The organism is Metabacillus arenae, from assembly GCF_014773385.1.
In the GTDB taxonomy this organism is placed as follows: Bacteria; Bacillota; Bacilli; order Bacillales; family Bacillaceae; genus Metabacillus_D; species Metabacillus_D arenae.
This window is the reverse complement of record NZ_JACXAI010000007.1, coordinates 1-15,010: the sequence shown is the minus strand read 5'-3', so window position 1 is coordinate 15,010 and position 15,010 is coordinate 1. Positions and strand designations below refer to the sequence as shown.

Here is a 15,010-nt window from a genome sequence, read left to right as displayed (position 1 = left end):
TGTGGAATCCATAAACAAAGCACTTGGAAATGTGACAAAGCGCCAGGACTTTAAAGCTCGGTATGAAAAAGAAAAAAGACAAGTTTTACAAGATCCTGATGTGAGAGAATTTATTAAAGAACATACTCCATATATCACTCAAGAATTGATAGACAGGAATTTGATTAAACTTTATGAATTTGTTTCACAAAGTAAGCGGTGTGAAAGCTGTCAAAGCTTAAGTGATTGTAAAAATCTTATTAAAGGCTACTACCCATCTCTTTTATTTGATGGGAAAAATATCGATTTACTTTATGATATTTGCCCATCAAAACAAAAAGACGACGAGTTACGTAAACACCGGTCCTTAATAAAAAGTATTTATGTTCCAAAAGAAATCCTTGATGTCAAGTTAACAGATATCGAAATCGATGAACCAAGCAGGTTTGACATCATCCGTCACATCCAAGAATTGGTTAAGAAGTATGGGGATGAAGATCAACCTAAAGCATTGTTTATACATGGATCTTTTGGAGTTGGAAAAACTTATATTCTCGGTGCAATTGCCAATGAACTGGCTGATATTGATGTTTCTTCAATGCTTGTTTATGTACCTGAGTTTTTAAGAGAAATGAAAAACTCAATCAATGATCAATCGATAGACAAGAAACTGGATGCCGTAAAAAAGGTCCCAGTTCTTATGCTTGATGATATCGGTGCAGAATCAATGTCAAGCTGGATAAGAGATGAAGTGTTAGGAACGATTCTGCAACATCGGATGCTGGAAAACCTGCCGACTTTCTTTACTTCCAACTTTAATTTCGATCAATTGCTTCATCACTTGACATATTCACAGCGGGGAGAAGCGGAGGAAGTAAAAGCGCGGCGTATTTTAGAAAGAATAAAATACCTTGCTAAGCCTGTGGAATTAAAAGGACAAAACAGGAGGGCTTAGGATGCTTTGATGAAATTAAACTCTTAATTTTTAACATAATTATTAAGCCTTCTAACTCAAAAATTAGAAAAATGACTCTAAGACGGGTCATTTTTTATTTTTTTATAAGAATAATTGAACCTGGGAGATTAAGTGAACCCGTTTTAACGGATTATTCCATTTGAAGCGTAATGAATTTAGTTATCCTTACTTCTAAATTTGTCCACCCCCCCATATACATAGAAGCAGATGTTGCAAGGGGGGACTAATGTGGTTGAAATCACTTTTAATTGCGAACAGGATCTGGAATGTTTATATAGATTTCTCCAACAGCATAGGAAAGGGAATACTTTTCATTTAGAGCTGATTGAGAGCTGCGGGGTGAGAGTGTCTTCTGCTAAACAGGCTGATAGCTTTATAAGTACACTTACAGCTTTGCTAATGGAATATTGGTTAACGTATAAAGAGGATGGGTATTTAATAGCTATTATAGAAAAACAGTTTTTCTTTACTGATAAAGATGAGAAGCAGGAGCTGTTACATATTGCTCACTCCTTGATGGAGGGTGAGCGGACGGAAATTCCTAAGGTTGAAGAATTGGGGCCGCGTCAAGAGCTGCTGCAAAAAGCTTTTGAACTCTTATTAAAACCGGGCTTAAGCTTTACATTTGATTCTTTTTCAACGTTTCGTTTGCAAGCTTATTTTCACAGACTTCGCGAGTATGTCGAAATCGCGATTGAGGAGTATAAGCTGGAGCAGGAATATCAAAACTTTATTCAAAGTCTGCGTGAATATGTGATTCAGCATGAATCAAAAATAACCACTTTATATATAGACCATGATGAGCATTTTTTTGTGTTTGATGATCAATTAAATTTACTTTCACAAAAAAAATTAAAATCATTTATTGATAGAACGTTTATTTATCAACATCCAATGTATATTGATTCAGGACTCCTTGCTCCATTAGTATCTATTGCTCCTGAGCATATATACTTGTATACAGACGATAATGACAACGGTATGATACAAACTATTCAGAATATCTTTCAAGAAAGGTTAAGAGTTTTTTCCAGAGACTCTTTCCAGCTAAAAAGAATAAAATGAAACGTTCATTAACGGAGGCAGGGCACAGGATGTGCCAATGAAGACGCTGGGACAGAGTAGCCTTTGTTCATTATGCTCCACCTTAAGGATGAATAAATGGCGTTAGTAGTACGTATTCCTTTTATCTGACAGCCTATGGGCAAATGATTCCCTACCATCCTCATTTTTCAAAGAGATTGAGAAAGGGTGCTCTGCAGCAAATTAGAGTTGGATAAATGTGATGTGAAAAATGATTTGATTTCTCCTTCTAAACGATTTATAATACGATTAAATATTAAATAATATATTGTTATGATGAGGACATGAGCATGTTAAAATCAGTTTTTAGAGAGGGAGGCCGCCGGCTGAAAGCTTCCTAACAGGATGAATATGACTTACCGCCTCTAAACTTCGGTTGTGAAAAGCGTTTTGCCCAGTAATGGCTGACGGGTATTCCCGTTATAGATTTTTTAAGAGCCATATTTCAGTTTGAGCTGTTTTTTTATGAAATATGGAAAAAGGGTGGAACCGCGTGATAGTAGAGTGTTTACAAACCTCGTCCCTTTCCAGGGGCGGGGTTTTTTATATTTTCATAAATTATTAAAGGAGTGAACAAGGATGTCTGACGTTGTAAAATTAAAATTTCCAGACGGAGCTGTAAAGGAGTTTTCAAAAGGCACGACAACAGAAGAGGTTGCGGCATCCATTAGTCCAGGATTAAGGAAAAAATCGATCGCTGGTAAAGTTAACGGCTCGCAAATAGATCTGCGTACACCAATTGAACAGGGTGGGGAAATTGAAATTATTACCCAAGATTCAGGAGATGCCTTAGAAATCTTAAGGCATAGTACTGCACATTTAATGGCACAGGCAATTAAGCGTTTGTATGGCAAAGATGTGAAATTGGGAGTAGGGCCGGTTATCGAGGGCGGTTTTTATTATGACATTGATATGGAAGAATCCCTTTCCTCAGAAGATCTTCCAGCTATCGAAAAAGAAATGAAAAAGATTGTAAATGAAAATTTTGAGATTAGTCGTGAGGAAGTTAGCCGGGATGTAGCACAGAAACGATTTGAGGAAATTGGGGATCATTTAAAGCTGGAACTGTTAGAAGCAATTCCTGCTGACGAAGCTGTTTCGTTTTATAAGCAAGGAGAGTTTTTTGATCTATGCCGAGGAATCCATGTTCCTTCAACAGGTAAAATTAAAGAATTTAAATTATTAAGTATTGCCGGGGCATATTGGCGTGGTGATAGTAATAATAAAATGCTTCAACGTATTTATGGAACTGCGTTTTTCAAAAAGGCTGATCTTGACGAACACCTAAGGCTATTAGAAGAAGCAAAAGAACGTGATCATCGTAAACTGGGAAAAGAATTAAATCTATTTACAAGTTCACAAAAAGTAGGGCAGGGATTACCTCTGTGGCTTCCTAAAGGGGCAACAATCCGCCGGATCATCGAACGCTATATTGTTGATAAGGAAGTCAGTCTTGGCTATCAGCACGTATATACTCCTGCAATGGGAAGTGTAGAGCTTTATAAAACATCAGGTCACTGGGATCACTACCAGGATGATATGTTCCCTGTCATGTCCATGGATAATGAGGATCTGGTTTTAAGACCGATGAACTGCCCGCACCACATGATGATTTACAAAAATGGAATCCATAGCTACCGTGAACTTCCGATTCGAATCGCTGAGCTTGGTTTGCAGCATCGCTATGAAATGTCTGGTGCTTTATCCGGACTTCAGCGTGTTCGGGGAATGACACTAAATGATGCACATATTTTTGTAAGGCCGGATCAAATTAAAGATGAATTTATCCGCGTTGTCCGGTTAATTGAAGAGGTATACAAGGACTTCGGCTTTGAAGAATATTCATTTCGTTTGTCTTATCGTGACCCAGAGGATAAAGAAAAATATTTCGATGATAATGCAATGTGGGAAAAAGCTCAAAGTATGTTAAAAGCTGCAATGGATGAGCTTAATCTAGATTACTATGAAGCAGAAGGAGAAGCTGCATTTTACGGTCCGAAGCTTGATGTTCAAGTTAGGACTGCTTTAGGTAAGGATGAGACACTTTCAACTGTTCAATTAGATTTCTTACTGCCTGAGCGCTTCGATTTATCTTACGTAGGGGAAGATGGCAAACAGCATCGGCCGGTTGTAATCCATCGCGGGGTTGTTTCTACAATGGAAAGGTTTGTTGCTTTCCTTATCGAAGAGTATAAAGGGGCATTCCCAACATGGCTTGCACCCGTACAAGTTCAAGTTATTCCTGTTTCTCCAGCAGTACATCTTGATTATGCTAAAAAAGTACAAGAGCAGCTGCAAAGGGAAGGTCTGCGGGTTGAATTAGATAGCCGGGATGAGAAAATCGGCTATAAAATTCGTGAAGCACAAATGCAAAAGATTCCTTATATGCTTGTGGTAGGAGATAATGAAATCAAGGATGAAGCTGTGAATGTTCGAAAATACGGTGAGCAGAAATCTGAAACAGTACCATTTAACCAGTTCCTGCAAAACGTGAAAGCAGAAAGTAAAAAGTAATTAGAACAGCCCAAGGCGCGAGTCTTTTGGCGAAAAGTATTCGGGCGAGCCTGCTGGGAGGTTGTTCATTATTCTTCTTGAACAGACTTGTTTATGACCTAAGTACCGATGGCGCCTGGCCGGTAAAGATGTTACGGCCTTATGCCTGCCGGCAATTGGACGTCCTGTCAGCATGCACTGGCCAATAAGGAAAATCGGAAGTGCCTTGACTTGCCTAGGGCGAGAACAAAATGAGTCTGTTAAATGGGAGTTGGATTCTTTTTATTATAAAAAAACAGTTGCTTCCTATTTGAATATTTGCTAAAATTATTCCTGTTGCAATAATATGTGTATGCTTGACACATTTTTAAGAAAAATGATATACTACTCTAAGTAAAGAAATGAATAGTGATTTACTATATTTCAAAGAAGAAGCACCCGCTTCTCACCTGATTGACGCTGTAAGCTGTTGACAGGTATTACGATAAGTCTTTTTAAAATTGTGAAATCGTAGTGTGGGTGTTTTGTGCGCCCACACTTTTTTATTGTTTGAAAAACCTGTAGGCTAAACGTCAGGCAAGTGCAGCATCTTCGAAATGGAAAAAAACGCTATTCAGTGAATAAACCTTGGAGGTGGCTAATTATTAGCAAACAAGACATGTTAGTAAACGAGGGTATTCGTGCTCGTGAAGTACGTCTTATCGGTCAAAACGGTGATCAACTTGGAATTAAATCTCGTCAAGAGGCTCTAGAAATTGCAACGCGCGCAAACCAGGATTTAGTTATGGTAGCTCCTAATGCGAAACCGCCGGTTTGCCGTATCATGGATTATGGTAAATTCCGTTTTGAACAGCAAAAGAAAGACAAAGAAGCTCGTAAAAATCAAAAAATTATTAATCTGAAAGAAGTTCGATTAAGTCCTACGATTGATGAACATGATTTTAATACGAAACTTCGGAATGCCATTAAGTTCTTAGAAAAAGGCGATAAAGTGAAAGCTTCAATCCGCTTCAAAGGACGGGCAATTACACATAAAGAGATTGGTCAACGCGTACTAGATCGTTTCTCTGCAGCTTGTGCTGAAGTAAGTACAATTGAAAGTCATCCAAGAATGGATGGCAGAAGCATGTTCTTAATTTTAGCACCGAAAAACGAAAAGTAAGAAAGAGGAGGAAACACCTATGCCTAAAATGAAAACTCATCGCGGCGCTGCAAAGCGTTTCAAAAAGACTGGTTCTGGTAAATTAAAACGTTCACATGCATATACTAGCCATTTATTTGCGAACAAATCTACAAAGCAAAAACGTAAGCTTCGCAAAGGCACATTAGTAAGCAAAGGTGACTTCAAACGCATTCGTCACTTATTAGATAATCTTAAGTAATTAACGAGCAGTATATAGGAGGGAATTTGATATGCCAAGAGTTAAAGGCGGTACAGTTACACGCAAACGTCGTAAAAAGGTTATAAAATTAGCTAAAGGTTATTTCGGTTCAAAACATACATTATACAAAGTTGCTAATCAGCAAGTAATGAAATCATACAACTATGCTTTCCGTGATCGTCGTCAGAAAAAACGCGACTTCCGTAAGCTTTGGATTACTCGTATTAATGCGGCTGCACGTATTAACGGTCTTTCTTACAGCCGTTTAATGCACGGTTTAAAGCTTGCCGGCATCGAAGTAAACCGAAAAATGCTTGCTGATCTTGCCGTTTCAGATGAAAAAGCATTTAATCAATTAGCAGACGCTGCAAAAGCTCAGCTTAACAAGTAATGAAAAATGGAGATGCCTCTGGCTAACTGGTTTCCTCAGTCGAAGCTGCATTTGTGAAACAATGCAGCTTATGAGGGGGCTTGTTATTGACGGAGACCATCTCTTTTTTAGTTTACATATTTTCTCATAACCATTATTCCTACAAAGAAAAGCGGAGACTATTACCACCCTAGGACTAGCCCAAAACTGACCTCAACTATTGTCTTTGGTGCAATGATTCCTGTTCTCGGTGCAACTACATTAATACAACAGTAAATGAAATCGATTTTCTTTATTAATATAGTTTGGCAAAAGTCAATAGTTTCTTATAAAGAGTCTTTAGTTTACAGAAAACAGGGAAAATACTGGTGTAGATTATAAACTTTGATACTAGCTCATTAAAATAATCTATTTTTAAAATAAGTTGGTGAACAAAATGTTGTGGTTGTGGATATTTTACATACTGATCAATTCAGCAGGCTTCCTTCTAATGGCCGCTGATAAACGAAAAGCAATGAAAAAGCAGTGGAGAATAAAGGAGCAGACTATTTGGATCACAGCTATAATTGGAGGCGCAATAGGATGTACTGCCGGAATGTTTTTATTCCGGCACAAAACGAAGCATACCTCATTTCGATTAGGCTTGCCAATAATAGCGTTACCGCATTTATATATTATTATTAATAGTTTATCTTCTGTTTAAGCATCCGCCCACTGCATTATAAGAAAAATGCTGTTTCAAAAACTTGCTGCATTCTCGTTCAAAGTCTATCCATTTAATGAGTCGAGGGTCCTCCCAATAGTCAGATGTGAGTCGCTTGACACTGTCTGTCTTTATTTAGAGGTCTCTTGTATTAAAAAAGCCCTTAATAAGAAAAGCAGCAAGTGAATTTTTCCCTGCTGCTTGTTCTCCTATTACTTTTTTTTCGTTAAGAATTCTTTAATAGGACTTTTCCAGTCAATTTTTGAATGGGGATAGTGCTGTTTGATGCTTTCCTCAATAAATTGAAAATCAGATAGAGAAAGTCCTTGTAATTTGTTTGGGGTGTTTGTCCCTATAAAAATGGAGACGACCTCAAATGAATTCTCTTCACGTCCTAAATATTTTTCTCCTTCAAACAAAACACCCTTAAATGTCAAGAAAAAGTTTTTTCGGACATTTTCTTTGTCATCCAATAAATAGTAGTTCTTCTGCTCGCATGCCAATTCTAATTTTCTTTTTGGATTGAGTAAATACTTTACAAGAGAATAAACAAGAAAAATAAAAAGTGCAACTATCAATAGCCTTAAGAGTAAGACCATCGCCTTAGCCTCCCTTGGACGTGTAATACTGTTCTATACGGTTCTTAATTAAAAAGGTTTCAACTTTTTTTGAATTTGGTATAATTTTTTTAAGTGTATATTTTAAGGGAGATGAAAACATGAATTTAACGCGGCTTTTTGACATGCAAGAAACTTTAGATCGAAAAATAGAAGAACAACATCATCTGGGGAATGAAGAGCTTATTGAAAAAAAGACACTAGCCTTGCTGGTAGAGCTTGGAGAACTGGCAAACGAAACAAGGTGCTTTAAATTCTGGAGTTTAAAGCCTGCATCTGACCCTTCAGTCATTCTTGAAGAATATGTGGATGGCATACATTTTATTTTATCTCTTGGTATAGAATTGAAGCTTCAAAACCATGTTAAAGTAGAGAGACTGATAATAGATACTGCTTTAACAGAACAATTTTTAGCTGTATACACAGCTATTGATCAGTTCAAACAAGATTACTCCAAATTAAGATATTTAATCCTTTTCAATGAATACATAAACTTGGGAGAACAGTTAGGTTTTACTACAGAACAAATAGAGGAAGCCTATATGAAAAAAAATCAAGTAAACCATGAGCGTCAAGAACAGGGGTATTAAACCTCAGGTTTAATTTTGTGAAGCCACCTGAGGTTTGTATATTTGAAGACAATTTAGAAGGGGGTTAAAAGATGAAGAACCTAGATGAAACATTGACAATGTTAAAAGATTTAACTGATGCAAAAGGAATTCCGGGAAATGAACGAGAAGCTCGCGAAGTGATGAAAAAATACATAGCTCCGTTTGCAGATGAAGTGGCAACCGATGGGCTTGGAAGCCTTATTGCAAAAAAAGTTGGACTAGATAATGGCCCAAAAATTATGGTTGCAGGCCATCTTGATGAAGTAGGTTTTATGGTAACTCAAATTGATGATAAAGGGTTTATTCGTTTTCAAACAGTTGGCGGCTGGTGGTCACAGGTTATGCTGGCTCAGCGAGTAACAATTGTAACGAAAAAAGGAGATGTTACGGGTGTTATTGGTTCAAAGCCTCCTCATATCCTTTCTCCTGAAGCTCGCAAAAAGCCAGTCGATATTAAAGACATGTTCGTCGATATCGGAGCATCAAGTAAAGAAGAAGTGCTCGCCTGGGGTGTAAAACCTGGGGACCAAATCGTTCCTTACTTTGAATTTACTGTATTAAATAATGAAAAAATGCTTCTTGCTAAAGCATGGGATAACAGAATTGGCTGTGCAATTGCGATAGATGTATTAAAACGTTTGAGAAATGCTAACCATCCTAACGTTGTATACGGAGTTGGTACTGTTCAGGAAGAGGTTGGTCTGCGTGGGGCAAAAACATCAGCACATTCAATCAAGCCTGATATTGCATTTGCTGTTGATGTTGGTGTCGCTGGTGATACCCCTGGTGTATCTGAGAAAGAAGCTCAAGGGAAAATGGGAGACGGCCCGCAAATTATCCTCTATGATGCTTCGATGGTTTCCCATAAAGGATTACGGGATCTCGTAACAGATACTGCGGACGAACTTCGTATCCCTTATCAATTTGATTCCATTGCAGGTGGAGGAACAGATTCAGGTGCCATTCATCTAACAGCAAACGGTGTGCCGGCGCTCTCTATTACAATTGCGACTAGATACATCCACTCCCATGCAGCAATGCTTCATCGTGATGATTATGAAAATGCAGTAAAGCTAATTGCAGAAGTTATCAAACGACTTGATCGTGAAACTGTAGAAAAAATTACGTTTGATTAATAACGAAAAGCGGAAGCGCCTTGTTCAGCCCCGACAAGCACAAGCCAAGCCTTCCGAAAAGGCTGTTCTTGCCTTTTTGGGAGGATTGGCTTGTGACCTCGAGGGGCTAGGCGCTGGAGCTAGACAAGACGAAAAGCGGAAGCGCCTTGTTCAGCCCCGACCCGTAATTCTGGTAGGGCGCTGAGCTGGCAACGAAGCTCCTTAAACTTGATCATATAAGCTAAATAAAAGAGGGTGCTGGCAAAAGTTCCTTTGGAGCACCCTCTTAAATGAATAATTAGCTTTTTAACCCTTTTTCAAGAGTATCAAGCATTTCTTGCCTGTCTGCTTCCTCAGCATTCTTCCAAATAACCTCAAACAAAACTCCTAGTCCAGGCAGCATTTTTTCTTCACCGCTCTGAATAGCGTCCACAATGGTTTCCTGCAGCTGATTTTGGTTGTTCCCAGATACATTCGCTATAACAGCATTTCTTAAATTTAAGTCCATTTTGACACACTCCTTATAAAATCTTCTACCACACCTAGCATTTACCTTATGCAGGTTTATTATGTATCATTTGTAAGATATAATATAAAAAGTAAGAAAACATCTAACGAATTTTTTCGAGGGCTTATTCGCCATTTTATTTAAAGGAGCATGAGTATTGAAAAGAATCGAAAGTATTAAAAATCCGAAAGTAAAAGAATGGCGAAAGTTACATAAAAGGAAAGACAGGGATCTAACAGGGACTTTTTTTATTGAAGGATTTCACCTTGTTGAAGAAGGTTTAAAGGATAAGGAAATGGTAAATGAAATTATCATTACTGAGGAAGTATCTATTCCCCAACATTGGAAGCTTGATGGAATCAATTTGACTTTCGTAACCACAGAAATTATGAAGGTGATTAGTGAAACAGAAACACCGCAAGGGATTGCAGCTGTATGTAAGCAAAAATTAGCTGTTCATCCTTTAAATTGGTCTAAAACGTTAATGATTGATGCCATACAAGACCCAGGAAACCTTGGAACATTGATAAGAACCGCCGATGCAGCGGGAATTGATGGAGTGCTGCTGGGGGATGGCACGGTTGATGTGTATAATGGAAAAACAATTAGGGCTAGCCAAGGCTCCATATTCCATATTCCGATCATGAAAGGAGCTATTGGAAAATGGCTGCCGTCTTTTTCAGAACGAAAAGTCCCTGTATATGGTACAGCACTTGAAGGCGGTGAACCTTTTAATAAGATAAAATCTTCTAAAGATTTTGCTTTAATCGTTGGAAATGAAGGCAGCGGCGTCCAGCAAGATTTGTTAAAGAATACAGCAGCTAACCTGTACATCCCCATTTATGGTGAAGCAGAATCTTTAAATGTCGCCATCGCTGCAGGAATACTTTTATACCATTTACGTGAATAATGTTGCATCAATGAAATAATTTCATTATAATTAAAATCAAATTAAATAGTGGAAAGAACGTTGAAAGAGAAGAGTAGTTTACAAAAACGCCATTTATAGGGAGAAAATGCCATAGACTGAAAGCATTTTTATGGTAGAGGTAAATGAATTCACCTCTTGAGTTGGCACCGGGACCGCTTTTTTAGCGTAAAGGTGTGTCGGTGGAAAGCCGTTATCTGAATGAAGTTAAAATTTATTAGTTTGATAAATGATTCAAGGGTGGTACCGCGAAGCCTCGCCCCTTTCTTAGGGGAGGGGCTTTTTTATCGTTTTAGAAAGTTTATGATGATGAAAGTGTTAACGTAATAAAGTTAGCTATCGATGTCCAGCGCAGGCGGCCAGGACGTCCTTGCCTGCCAGGCGCCATCGGCCCTTAGTAAGCCAATCCACCCGAGAGGGTTAATGAACAGCCGGCTAGCCCGAATGCTTGTCGCCGAAGGACTAGCGCCCCTGAGCTTTTCTAATTTGGCATCGTTCGAACATTTTATTTTATTGCATTACCTGAGGCTGGAAGTAAGACTAAAAGCAATCAGCGAATCACCGATTGCCTTTATGCAGGGTTTCTTATATGTTACCAGGAACAATCTCTTAGAAAAAAGCCTAAGGCTCATCGATATAAAAGGAGGATTATCATGCAGGATCAATTAAAACAGCTACAAAAAGAAGCATTGCAGCAGATTGAGGAAGTCAATAGTTTAAAAGGCTTGAATGACATCCGTGTTGCTTACTTAGGGAAAAAAGGTCCGATTACAGAAGTACTTCGTGGTATGGGGAAACTTTCAGCAGAAGAACGCCCGAAAATGGGTGCTCTTGCAAATGAAGTGAGAGAAGCGATTGCTTCGAATATTGCGAGTAAACAGGAGTCCCTTGAAAGAGCAGAGGTAGAAAAGAAATTAGCAGCAGAAACGATTGATGTTACGTTACCGGGCAGGCCAATTCGAGTAGGTAATCCCCATCCAATTACAGCTGTCATTGAGGAAATTGAAGACCTGTTTATTGGAATGGGCTACACAGTAGAGGTTGGTCCAGAGGTTGAGACAGATTATTATAATTTTGAAGCTTTAAACCTGCCAAAAGAACATCCAGCAAGAGATATGCAGGACTCATTTTATATTACAGAGGAATTGCTATTAAGAACACAAACTTCACCAGTTCAGGCTAGAACTCTTGAAAAATTTAAAGGAAAGGGCCCTGTTAAGATTATTTGCCCTGGAAAAGTATACAGACGTGATAATGACGATGCAACCCACTCCCATCAATTCACCCAAATTGAAGGATTAGTAGTCGGTGAAAAAGTGAGTATGAGTGATTTAAAAGGCACTCTAGAAGTATTTGCAAGAAAGCTTTTCGGTGAAGACCGAGAAATCCGCTTGCGTCCTAGTTTTTTCCCATTCACTGAACCTTCAGTTGAAGTAGATGTATCTTGTTTCTCATGTGGGGGTTCTGGTTGCAGAATTTGTAAACAAACAGGCTGGATAGAAATTTTGGGTGCTGGAATGGTTCATCCGAATGTTTTAGAGATGTCTGGCTTTGATTCAGAAAAATATCAAGGATTCGCATTCGGTATGGGTCCTGAGCGTATTGCTATGTTGAAATACGGTATTGATGATATTCGTCATTTTTACACAAATGATTTACGATTCTTATCGCAATTTAAAAAAGCTTAAGGGAGGTATAGCAAATGTTTGTTTCTTATAATTGGTTACGACAATATGTAGATTTATCAGGAGTGACACCTGAAGAGCTAGCGGAGAAAATTACACGCACAGGTATTGAAGTGGAAGCTGTAGAACAGTTAAATCAAGGGATAAGCGGTGTAGTTATTGGCCATGTGCTTGAAAAAGAACAGCATCCAAATGCAGACAAATTGAATAAATGCTTAGTTGATTTAGGAAAAGGAAATCCTGTTCAAATTATTTGTGGAGCGCCAAATGTTGATCAAGGTCAAAAAGTAGCTGTTGCAACGGTAGGTGCCGTCTTGCCTGGGAACTTCAAAATTAAAAAAGCGAAGCTGCGCGGAGAAGAATCAAATGGGATGATTTGTTCTCTGCAGGAGCTTGGTGTTGAAGGTAAGCTGGTAGCAAAGGAATATTCAGAAGGTATATTTGTTTTCCCTAGAGATGCACAAACAGGAACTGATGCTCTAGAAGAGCTTCAGTTAAATGATACTGTATTAGAATTAGGGTTAACACCGAATCGTTCAGATTGTTTAAGTATGCTCGGAGTCGCATATGAAGTGGCAGCTATTTTAGAGAAGGAAGTGAAATTACCTGAGCTTTCTTATGAAGAAACAGCTGAGAAAGCTTCAGACTATATTTCCGTAAAAGTAGAAGCAGTAAAAGAAAATCCGGTTTATATTGCGAAGGTTATCAAAAATGTAGCCATTGGCCCTTCTCCTTTATGGATGCAGACGAGATTAATGGCAGCTGGTATAAGACCCCATAACAATGTCGTCGACATTACTAATTTTGTGTTACTAGAATATGGGCAGCCTCTCCATGCTTTTGACTATGACCGATTTGGTTCAAAAGAAATTGTTGTCCGCCTGGCAAATGAGGAGGAAACAATTGTTACTCTCGATGATCAAAAGCGTACGCTAAAGGATGATCATTTAGTTATTACAAATGGAAGAGAACCTGTCGCTATAGCCGGAGTAATGGGCGGCGAAAATTCAGAGGTTCAGAAAGACACAACAACTGTCCTTCTAGAATCAGCTTATTTTGATGGAAAGTCGATCCGCAGAGCTTCTAAGGATCACGGATTACGCAGTGAAGCAAGCACCCGATTCGAAAAAGGAGTAGATCCAGATCGGGTAAAAGCTGCAGCTGAACGAGCTGTACATCTAATGGAGCTGTATGCCGGCGGTGAAGTACTCCAAGGCACTGTGGAATTTGACCAGTTACAAGTAAAGCCTGTGACAATTCAAATTACAGCTCAAAAGATTAATCAAGTACTTGGTATGCATATAAGTTCAGAAAACATCACTTCGATTTTTAAACGCCTTGGTTTTGAAGTGGAGGCAGCTGAGAATCAATTTACAGTCACTGTACCTTCCCGGCGGGGAGATATCACAATTGAAGAGGATCTTGTTGAGGAGGTAGCCCGTTTATACGGTTACGACAATATTCCGTCTACCCTGCCAACCTCAGAAGCTCATCCCGGAAAGCTTTCAGTTTACCAGGAAAAGAGACGGAAAGTTCGCCGGTATTTAGAAGGCAGCGGATTATATCAAGCTATTACTTACTCCTTGACAAGTAAAGAGAAAGCTTCAATGCTAGCGCTAGAATCAAGTGAATTAACAAAGCTTTCACTGCCAATGAGTGAGGAAAGAAGTATTTTACGATTAAGTATCCTTCCTCAGCTTCTCGAGGCCGTTAAATACAATCTTGCAAGGCAAATGGATCAAGTCAGCTTGTATGAAATCGGGTCTGTATTCCTTTCGAAGGGTGAAGGAAACCAGCCTGCTGAAAAAGAGCGTCTTGCAGGTGCGATCACAGGACTTTGGCACATTCATCCTTGGCAGGGAGAGAAAAAACCAGTTGATTTCTATGTTATGAAAGGCTTATTAGATGGGTTGTTTGATCAATTAGGTTTACTCGAGCAAATTCAATATAAACAAGTGAAGCGTGAAGCCATGCATCCGGGAAGAACAGCGGAATTATACTTTGCAGATAAGCTTGTTGGCTTTGTTGGGCAATTGCACCCTTCGGTTCAAAAAGAATTAGATTTAACGGAAACCTATGTATTTGAATTGGCATTAGAAGACCTGCTCACTCTGGATACGGAGCCTGTATACTACCAGCCGATCCCGCGCTATCCGTCTATTTCCCGGGATATTGCACTTGTTGTTGATGAACAGGTTGTGGCAGGTGATTTAAGAAAAGTCATTTTTGAAACAGGCGGTCATTTATTAAAGGATGTTCAAATTTTTGACTTATATAAAGGCGATCGTTTAGAAGCAGGTAAAAAATCACTCGCATTCTCACTGAAATACTTTGATCCTGAAAAAACGTTAACAGATGAAGAAGTAACGAAAGCACATGAGAAAGTATTAGAGAAGGTCCAAGAAAAGTTTGGAGCTTCCTTAAGAGGTTAAATGTTGATTAATAAAAGCTTGTAGAGGTGATCTAAAATGTACCCTATAGAGTAGACATTAAAAAAAAGTCTACCTATAGGGTACTTTTTTGTATAATTAAGAAAAACATGGGGAATGGAGAAAGTTAT

14 protein-coding genes and 3 other annotated features are annotated in these 15,010 nt (G+C 38.7%); of the genes, 12 read left to right on the top strand and 2 right to left on the bottom strand.

Features of this window, described 5'->3' with window-relative positions; all coding sequences use genetic code 11:
* The first annotated feature begins 1 nt into the window (after nucleotide 1).
* The 7 genes from dnaI (at nucleotide 2) to IC621_RS07515 (ending at nucleotide 6,986) form a co-directional block, all read left to right on the top strand.
* A complete protein-coding gene (gene dnaI / locus IC621_RS07545) occupies nucleotides 2–934 on the top strand; it encodes a primosomal protein DnaI (protein ID WP_191157329.1) in 933 nt (310 codons plus the stop codon).
* A gap of 249 nt (nucleotides 935–1,183) precedes the next feature.
* Nucleotides 1,184–2,020 carry a putative sporulation protein YtxC gene (gene ytxC / locus IC621_RS07540; protein ID WP_191157327.1) on the top strand — a complete coding sequence of 279 codons (837 nt, stop codon included), beginning with the start codon at nucleotides 1,184–1,186 and terminating at the stop codon, nucleotides 2,018–2,020.
* A 282-nt stretch (nucleotides 2,021–2,302) separates the two neighbouring features.
* Nucleotides 2,303–2,566, top strand: a binding site (T-box leader).
* 51 nt (nucleotides 2,567–2,617) lie between these two features.
* On the top strand, nucleotides 2,618–4,552 hold the full coding sequence (gene thrS, locus IC621_RS07535; protein ID WP_191157325.1) for a threonine--tRNA ligase: 1,935 nt from the start codon (nucleotides 2,618–2,620) through the stop codon (nucleotides 4,550–4,552).
* A gap of 399 nt (nucleotides 4,553–4,951) precedes the next feature.
* Nucleotides 4,952–5,081 (top strand) — a sequence feature (ribosomal protein L20 leader region).
* Between the two features lie 90 nt (nucleotides 5,082–5,171).
* Nucleotides 5,172–5,693 carry a translation initiation factor IF-3 gene (gene infC / locus IC621_RS07530; protein ID WP_191157715.1) on the top strand — a complete coding sequence of 174 codons (522 nt, stop codon included), beginning with the start codon at nucleotides 5,172–5,174 and terminating at the stop codon, nucleotides 5,691–5,693.
* Nucleotides 5,694–5,712: 19 nt separating this feature from the next.
* Nucleotides 5,713–5,913, top strand: a complete 201-nt coding sequence (rpmI, locus tag IC621_RS07525) for a 50S ribosomal protein L35 (RefSeq protein WP_191157323.1) — start codon at nucleotides 5,713–5,715, stop codon at nucleotides 5,911–5,913.
* Nucleotides 5,914–5,944: 31 nt separating this feature from the next.
* On the top strand, nucleotides 5,945–6,304 hold the full coding sequence (gene rplT, locus IC621_RS07520; protein ID WP_191157321.1) for a 50S ribosomal protein L20: 360 nt from the start codon (nucleotides 5,945–5,947) through the stop codon (nucleotides 6,302–6,304).
* Nucleotides 6,305–6,719: 415 nt separating this feature from the next.
* A complete protein-coding gene (locus tag IC621_RS07515; protein WP_191157319.1) occupies nucleotides 6,720–6,986 on the top strand; it encodes a DUF1294 domain-containing protein in 267 nt (88 codons plus the stop codon).
* 212 nt (nucleotides 6,987–7,198) lie between these two features.
* On the opposite strand, the gene IC621_RS07510 is transcribed toward IC621_RS07515, so the two are convergent.
* Nucleotides 7,199–7,585, bottom strand: coding sequence for a sigma-w pathway protein ysdB (locus IC621_RS07510; RefSeq protein ID WP_191157317.1), 387 nt, complete (start codon nucleotides 7,583–7,585; stop codon nucleotides 7,199–7,201).
* Nucleotides 7,586–7,704: 119 nt separating this feature from the next.
* Between IC621_RS07510 and IC621_RS07505 the strand changes: the two genes are divergently transcribed.
* Both IC621_RS07505 and IC621_RS07500 read left to right on the top strand, forming a co-directional pair.
* Nucleotides 7,705–8,193, top strand: a complete 489-nt coding sequence (locus IC621_RS07505; protein ID WP_191157315.1) for a dUTP diphosphatase — start codon at nucleotides 7,705–7,707, stop codon at nucleotides 8,191–8,193.
* Nucleotides 8,194–8,264: 71 nt separating this feature from the next.
* Nucleotides 8,265–9,350, top strand: a complete 1,086-nt coding sequence (locus tag IC621_RS07500; protein ID WP_191157313.1) for a M42 family metallopeptidase — start codon at nucleotides 8,265–8,267, stop codon at nucleotides 9,348–9,350.
* A 277-nt stretch (nucleotides 9,351–9,627) separates the two neighbouring features.
* Here IC621_RS07500 and sspI read toward each other — a convergent pair whose 3' ends face one another.
* Nucleotides 9,628–9,837, bottom strand: a complete 210-nt coding sequence (gene sspI / locus IC621_RS07495) for a small acid-soluble spore protein SspI (protein ID WP_191157311.1) — start codon at nucleotides 9,835–9,837, stop codon at nucleotides 9,628–9,630.
* Nucleotides 9,838–9,994: 157 nt separating this feature from the next.
* Here sspI and IC621_RS07490 point away from each other — a divergent pair, with 157 nt between their 5' ends.
* The 3 genes from IC621_RS07490 (at nucleotide 9,995) to pheT (ending at nucleotide 14,882) form a co-directional block, all read left to right on the top strand.
* Nucleotides 9,995–10,747, top strand: coding sequence for a TrmH family RNA methyltransferase (locus IC621_RS07490; protein WP_191157310.1), 753 nt, complete (start codon nucleotides 9,995–9,997; stop codon nucleotides 10,745–10,747).
* Between the two features lie 51 nt (nucleotides 10,748–10,798).
* Nucleotides 10,799–11,032: a binding site (T-box leader), on the top strand.
* Between the two features lie 386 nt (nucleotides 11,033–11,418).
* Nucleotides 11,419–12,453, top strand: a complete 1,035-nt coding sequence (gene pheS, locus IC621_RS07485) for a phenylalanine--tRNA ligase subunit alpha (RefSeq protein WP_191157308.1) — start codon at nucleotides 11,419–11,421, stop codon at nucleotides 12,451–12,453.
* Nucleotides 12,454–12,467: 14 nt separating this feature from the next.
* Nucleotides 12,468–14,882 carry a phenylalanine--tRNA ligase subunit beta gene (pheT, locus tag IC621_RS07480; RefSeq protein ID WP_191157306.1) on the top strand — a complete coding sequence of 805 codons (2,415 nt, stop codon included), beginning with the start codon at nucleotides 12,468–12,470 and terminating at the stop codon, nucleotides 14,880–14,882.
* Nucleotides 14,883–15,010: the final 128 nt, after the last annotated feature.